Origin of the sequence: Kitasatospora sp. NPDC057512 (genome assembly GCF_042802135.1) — a bacterium.
Lineage (GTDB): Bacteria > Actinomycetota > Actinomycetes > Streptomycetales > Streptomycetaceae > Kitasatospora.
Genome location: NZ_JBHVET010000424.1, coordinates 1 through 7,348, shown reverse-complemented (window position 1 = coordinate 7,348; position 7,348 = coordinate 1). Strand labels below are relative to the sequence as shown.

General features: G+C 77.6%; 1 protein-coding gene. It reads left to right on the top strand.

The window, feature by feature from the left end:
- The coding region (locus ACFU6K_RS24935; RefSeq protein ID WP_380666518.1) for an amino acid adenylation domain-containing protein at positions 1-7,348 on the top strand (7,348 nt) is incomplete at both ends.

The following is a 7,348-nucleotide window of genomic DNA, read 5'->3' as shown; positions in this document are numbered from 1 at the left end:
GCCTGACACCGATCCAGCACTGGTTCCTCGACCCGAACCCGCCGTCCGCCCACCACTTCGACCAGTCCCTGGTGGTGGAGGCCCCCGGCGCCGTCGACCCCGGGGCCCTGCGCCGGGCCCTGGCCGCCCTGTGGGCCCACCACGACGCGCTGCGCTGCCGCTTCACCCGTGCCGAGGACGGCACCTGGCGGCAGTACTGCGCCCCCGCCGAGGAGGCCGCGCCCGAGCTGCTGGAGGTCCACGACCACGGCGCCGAGGAGGCGGTGACCGAGGCCGCCCACGCCGCCTTCCGGCTGGCCGGCGGCCCGCTGCTCACCGCCCGCCTGCTGGTCGACACGTCGGCGGGCGGCGACGCGGACCGCCCCGACCGGCTGCTGCTGGCCGTCCACCACCTGGTGGTCGACGGCGTCTCCTGGCGGGTGCTGCTGGAGGACCTGGAGACCGCCTACCGGCAGGCCGTCGAGGGCCGCCCGCTGCGGCTGCCCGCCCGCACCAGCTCCGTCCGGGAGTGGGCCCGCCGCCTGGCCGCGCACACCGAAGCCGGCGGCTTCGGCGCGCAGAGCGACCACTGGGCGGCCGCGGCCCGGGCCTGCGCCGCCCCGCTGCCGGTGGACGGCGACGGCGGCAACACCGCCGCCGACCTGCGCGAGGTGACCGTCCGGCTGGACCGCGACCGCACCGACGCCCTGCTGCGGCAGGTCCCCGCGGTCTACCGCACCCGGATCGACGACGTGCTGCTCACCGCGCTCGGCCGGGTGCTCGCCGACTGGACCGGGCGCGGCACCGTCGCCGTCGGCCTGGAGGGCCACGGCCGCGAGGACCGGCTGTTCGACGGCCTCGACCTGTCCCGCACGGTCGGCTGGTTCACCTCGCTCTTCCCCGTCGCCCTCGACGTCCCGGCGGGGGACTGGGGCGCCGCCCTGAAGGCCGTCAAGGAGCAGCTGCGGGCGGTGCCCGACCGCGGCCTCGGGTACGGCGCGCTGCGCCACCTCGCCCGGGACGCGGCGCTCGCCGACGCGCCTGCCCCCGGCATCGCCTTCAACTACCTGGGCCGCTTCGACTGGTCCGCCGACGGCGCCGCCCTGGTCCGCGCCGTCCCCGGCGGCCTCGGCGGCGCGGAGGCGCCCGGCACCGAGCGCCCCCACCTGCTGGACGTGGTCGCCCGGGTCGAGGACGGCGAGCTGGAGATCGGCTGGTACTACAGCGCCGGCCGGCACCGCGCCGACACCGTCACCGGGCTCGCCCACGCCATGCTGGGCGCCCTGGAGGAGATCGTCGCCCACTGCGCCGAGCCCGCCGCGGGCGGCCGCACCCCCACGGACTTCCCGCTCGCCCGGCTCGACCAGGCGGCGGTGGACCGGATCGCCGGGGACGGCCGAACGGTCGCCGACGTCTACCCGCTGACCCCGATGCAGGCCGGGATGCTCTTCCACAGCCTGCTCGACCCGGACGGCGACACCTACGTCAACCAGGTCCAGCTGGTGCTGGACGGGGTCACCGACCCGCACGCGCTGGCCGAGGCCTGGCAGCGGACCGCCGACGCCAACGCGGTCCTGCGCACCCGGCTCAGCTGGCAGGACGGCGCCGAACCGCTCCAGGTCGTCCAGCACCGGGCCGATGCCCCGGTGGCCCACCACGACTGGACCGGCCGCCCCGCCGACCAGGTCGAACGGGACACCGCCCGGCTGCTCGCCGAGGACCGGGCCGCCGGCATCGACCTCGGCGGCGCGCCGCTGCTGCGCCTCGCCCTGATCCGGCTGACGCCGACCCGGGTACGGGTGGTGTGGACCTTCCACCACGTGCTGCTCGACGGCTGGAGCGCCGCCCAGGTCTTCGACGAGGTGTGCGAGCGCTACGCCGCCCTGACCGCCGGCCGCGCCCCCGCTCCGGTCGAGCGCGCGCCCTACGCCGACTACCTGCGCTGGCTGGCCGGCCAGGACGGGGCGCGGGCCGAGCGGTACTGGCGCGACACCCTGGCCGGCTTCCCCGCCCCCACCGAACTGCCCCGGGACCGCCGCCCGGCCGGCGCCCACCGCGCCTCCTCCTCGGCCTCGGTGCGGGTCGACCTCGGCCCGGAGCTGTCCGAGCGGCTGCGGGACACCGCCCGGCAGGCCGGGCTGACCGTCAACACCGTGCTCCAGGGCGCCTGGGCGCTGCTGCTCTCCCGCTACGGCGGCGGGGACGACGTGGTGTTCGGCACCATCGTCTCCGGCCGGCCCGCCGAACTCCCCGGCGTCACCTCGATGGTGGGGCTGTTCATCAACGCCCTGCCCACCCGGGTGCGGATCGACCCCCGGCGCCCGCTGCGGGAGCTGCTGCGGGAGGTCCAGGACCACCAGTCCGAGGCCCGCCGGCACGACGCGGTCTCGCTGGCCCAGCTCCAGGGCTGGAGCGAACTGCCCGGCGGCACCGCCCTGTTCGACAGCCTGGTGGTCTTCGAGAACTACCCCTTCGACGCCCAGTCGCTGACCCGGCACGGCCTGGGCGTGGAGACCGAGCAGGTGCTGGAGCCGACCAGCTACCCGCTCAGCGTGGTGGTGGCGCCCGGCGCGTCCATCGAGATCGGCCTGGACCACGACCCGGCCCTCTTCGACGCCGCCACCGTCGAGGGGCTCGGCGCGGGCCTGCGCACCCTGCTGGCCGGAATGGCGGCCGGCCTAGACCGGCCGGTGGCCGAACTGCCGCTGCTGGACCCGGCCGAGGGGCGCGCACTGGTGGAGCGCCTCGGCGGGGCGTTCGCCGAGGCACCGGACGGCACCCTGCCCGAGGCCTTCGCCCGGCAGGCCGCCCGCACCCCCGACGCCCCCGCGGTCCGCTCCGGCGACGAGCAGCTGACCTACCGGGAGCTCGACGAGCGCTCCAACCGGCTGGCCCGGCTGCTGATCGCGGCCGGGGCCGGCCCCGAGCGCTTCGTCGCGCTCGCGCTGCCCCGCACCGCCGAACTCGCCGTGGCGCTGCTCGCGGTGCTCAAGAGCGGCGCCGGCTACCTGCCCGTCGACCCCGGCTACCCGGCCGAGCGGATCGCCTACCTCTTCGAGGACGTCCGGCCCGACGCCGTCGTCACCGGCACGGCGACCGCCGGACGGCTGCCCGACGGCCCGTCCACCCGGATCGTGCTGGACGACCCGGCCTGCCGCGAGCGCCTGGCCGCCGCCCGCGCCGACGCCGTCCGCGACGAGGAGCGGCACGGCGCCCTGCTCCCCGAGCACCCCGCGTACGTCATCCACACCTCCGGCTCGACCGGCCGCCCCAAGGGCGTGGTGGTCGCCCACGCCCCGGTGCTCGCCCTGACCGACTGGGCCGCCGCCGAGTTCGCCGACGGCGGCCTGGCCCACGTGCTCGCCGCCACCTCGCTCAACTTCGACGTGTCGGTGTTCGAGATCTTCGCGCCGCTGCTCTCCGGCGGCTGCGTCGAACTCCTGCGCGACCTGCTGGCGCTGTCCGAGCGCCCCGGCCCCTGGCGGGCCGGCCTGCTCAGCGCGGTGCCCTCGGCCCTCGGCGGACTGCTCGCCGACGGCGCCGTACACCTCGCGGCGGACACCGTGGTGCTGGCCGGCGAGGGCCTGCCCGCCCGCACCGTGCGCCAGGTCCGCGAGGCCGTCCCCGGCTGCCGGGTGCTGAACGTCTACGGCCCCACCGAGGCCACCGTCTACGCCACCGCCCACACCTGCGACCCCGCCGACCCGGACCGCGACCCGCCGATCGGCCGCCCGGTCGGCGGCGCCCGGGCCTACGTCCTGGACGGGCGGCTGCGCCCGGTGCCCGTCGGCGCGCCCGGGGAGCTGTACCTGGCCGGCACCGGCGTGGCCCGCGGCTACCTGCGCCGCCCCGGCCTGACCGCCGCACGCTTCCTGCCCGACCCGTACGGCCCGCCCGGCGCCCGGATGTACCGCACCGGCGACCGGGTGCGCTGGAGCGCCGACGGCGGGCTCGACTACCTCGGCCGCGCCGACGACCAGGTCAAGGTGCGCGGCTTCCGGATCGAACTCGGCGAGGTCGAGGCCGCGCTGGCCCGCCACCCCCGGGTCTCGGCGGCCGCCGCCCGGGTGGTCGACCAGGACGGCCACAAGCGGCTGGTGGGCTACGCGGTGCCGCGCGACGGCGCCCTGCCCGACCAGGCCGAGTGGCGGGACTTCCTCGGCCGCACCCTCCCCGGCCACCTGGTGCCCGCCCTGGTGGTGCCGCTGGAGCGGCTGCCGCTCGGCGCCACCGGCAAGCTGGACCGGCGCGCCCTGCCCGAGCCGGTGTGGGCCGCGCCCGCGACGGAGGCCGGCCGGCCCCCGCGCACCGACACCGAGCGCGCCCTCGCCGCCATCTGGCGCGAGGTGCTCGGGGTGCCCGAGGTCAGCGCGGACGACAACTACTTCGCCCTCGGCGGGGACTCCATCCTCGGCATCCGGATCGTCTCGGCGGCCCGCCGGGACGGCCTGGCGCTGACCCCCCGGCACCTGTTCGCCCACCAGACGCTGGCCGAACTCGCCCGCGCCGCCGAGCGCTCACCGCGCCCCGAGCCCGCCGCCGACCAGGGCGCGGTGGTCGGCGAGGCCCCGCTCACCCCCGTCCAGCACTGGCTGCTGGACACCCTGGACGGCGACCCGGCCCAGCTCACCCAGTCCGTCTCCTTCACCCTCGCCCCGGACACCGACCAGGACACCCTGCGGGCCGCGCTGGCCGCCGTCCTGGACCACCACGACGCGCTGCGGCTGCGCTACGAACCGCTCGCCGACGGCCGGTGGCGCCAGCACGGCACCGCCCCCGGCCAGGCCCCCGAGCTGCGCGTCCACGAGCTGCCCGCCGCCGAGGGCGAGCAGCGCGCGACCGTCCTGCGGGACCTCGGCGAGCGGCTGGCCGAGGGCTTCGACCTGGCCGCCGGACCGCTGCTGCGGGCCGCGCTCTGCCGCTTCGCCGACGACCCCCGCCCGGTGCTGCTGCTGGCCGCGCACCACCTGGTGGTGGACGCGGTGTCCTGGCGGATCCTGCTGGAGGACCTGGAGCACGCCCACGGGGCGCTGAGCGCGGGCGGGCGGCCCGACCTCGGCGCCAGGAGCACCTCCTTCCGGGCCTGGGCCGAGCGGCTCGCCGCGCACACCGCGGCCGGCGGCTTCGACGCGGAACTCCCGTACTGGCAGGGCCTGGTGGAGGACGGCGACCTGCCGGTGGACCTGGACGGCGCCAATACGGCGCAGACCGAGGAGTCGCTGACCTTCGCCCTGGACGCCGAGTCCACCCGCCGGCTGCTCCAGGACGTCCCGGAGGCCTACCGCACCCGGGTCAACGACGTCCTGCTCTGCGCCCTCGGCCGGGTGCTGGCCCGCTGGACCGGACGCGGCCGGGTGCTGGTCGCCCTGGAGGGCCACGGCCGCGAGGAGCCCTTCGACGGCGTCGACCTCTCCCGCACCGTCGGCTGGTTCACCACGATGTACCCCGTCTCCCTGGACGTGTCCCCGGACGCCGACCCCGGCACCGCTCTGAAGGCCGTCAAGGAGAGCCTGCGCGCCGTCCCCGGCGGCGGCCTCGGCCACGGGGCCCTGCGCCACCTCAGGCCGGTGCCGGGCCTGGCGCTGCCGCGGATCGGCTTCAACTACCTGGGCCGGCAGGACTGGACCGCCACCCCCGGCGGCCTGCTGCACGCCCCGGCCGGCCCGCTCACCGGCGGCATGGACCGCACCGCCCGCCGCCCCCACCTGCTGGACGTGCTCGGCCTGGTCGCCGAGGGCCGGCTCTCCTTCACCTGGTCCTACTCCCGCGCGGTGCACCACAGCGGGACGGTCGCCCGGCTGGCCGCCGAACTGCTGGACGAGCTGCGGGAGCTCGTCCGCCACTGCGCCGAACCCGGCGCCGGCGGCCGCACCCCCTCCGACTTCCCGCTGGCCGGCCTCGACCAGGCCGGCGTCGACCGGCTGGCCGGCACCGGACGGGAGGTGACGGAGATCCAGCCGCTCACCCCCACCCAGACCGGCATGGTGGTGCACGGCCTGGACGAGGCCGAACACGGCCTGTACGTCGAGCAGATCACCTTCGTCCTGGACGGCGCCCGCGACCCGGGCCTGCTGGCCGCCGCCTGGCAGCACGTCGTCGACCGCACCCCGGTGCTGCGCACCTCGGTGGTGCTGCGCCACGTGCCGGTGCCGCTCCAGGTGGTCCACCGGCAGGCGAAGCTCCCGGTCACCGAGCACGACTGGAGCGGGCTGGGCGAGGCCGAGCGCGCGGCCCGGCTGGAGGAGCTGCTGGCCGAGCGGCGGGCCCGTTCGCTGGCACTGGACCGGCCCCCGCTGCTGCGGCTCGACCTGGTCCGGCTCGGGCCGGACCAGGTCCGGGTGGTCTGGGCCTTCCACCACGTGCTGCTGGACGGCTGGAGCGTCTTCCACGTCCTCGCCGACGTGCTGGCCGCGCACGCCGCCCTCGCCCGGGGCGAACGCCCGGAGCTGCCCGAGCGCCGCCCCTTCGCCGAGTACGTCCGCTGGCTCGCGGAGCGCGACACCGGCGCCGCCGAGGAGCACTGGCGCGGCGTGCTGGCCGACCTCACCGCTCCGACCCCGCTGCCCTACGACCGCCGGCCCGCCCAGGGCGACACCGCCCGTTCCGGCGAGTGGCTCTCGCACCGGCTGGACGAGGCCGAGACCGCGCGGCTCCAGGAGTTCGCCCGCCGCCACCGCCTCACCCTCAATACCGTGGTGCAGGGCGCCTGGGCGCTGCTGCTGTCGCGCTGGAGCGGGGAGCCGCGGGTCTGCTTCGGCACCACCGTCTCCGGCCGCCCCGCCGACCTGGCCGGCTCCGACGGCATCGTCGGCCTGTTCATCACCACCCTGCCCGCCCGGGTCGCCGTCGACGGCCGGCGGCCCTGCGCCGACTGGCTGCGCACCCTCCAGGAGGAGCAGGCCGAGGACCGCCGCTTCGACCACCTGCCGCTCGCCCGGATGCACGGGCTGAGCCGGGTCCCGCCGGGCACCGAGCTGTTCGACAGCCTGGTGGTCTTCGAGAACTACCCGGTCGGCGACGCCACGGCCGGCGCGCACGGCCTGCTGGTGCGCGACCTGGACGCCCGGGAGGCCACCAACTACCCGCTCACCGTGGTCGTCTCGCCCGGCGAGCGGCTCGCCGTGGAACTCGGCCACGACCCGCGCTTCCTCGACCGGCGGACCGCCGGCCGGCTCGCCGACCAGCTGCTGCACACCCTGAACGCGCTGGCCGCCTCGGACGGCGCCACCCCGCTGGACGGACTCGACCTGCTGCCGCCCGGCGAACGGGAGCGGCTGCTGCACGGCCCCGCCCGCCCGGCGCTCGCCCCGGTGCCCCCGGCGACCCTGCCCGCCCTGGTCGAGGCCGCCGCGGACCGGTGGCCCCAGGC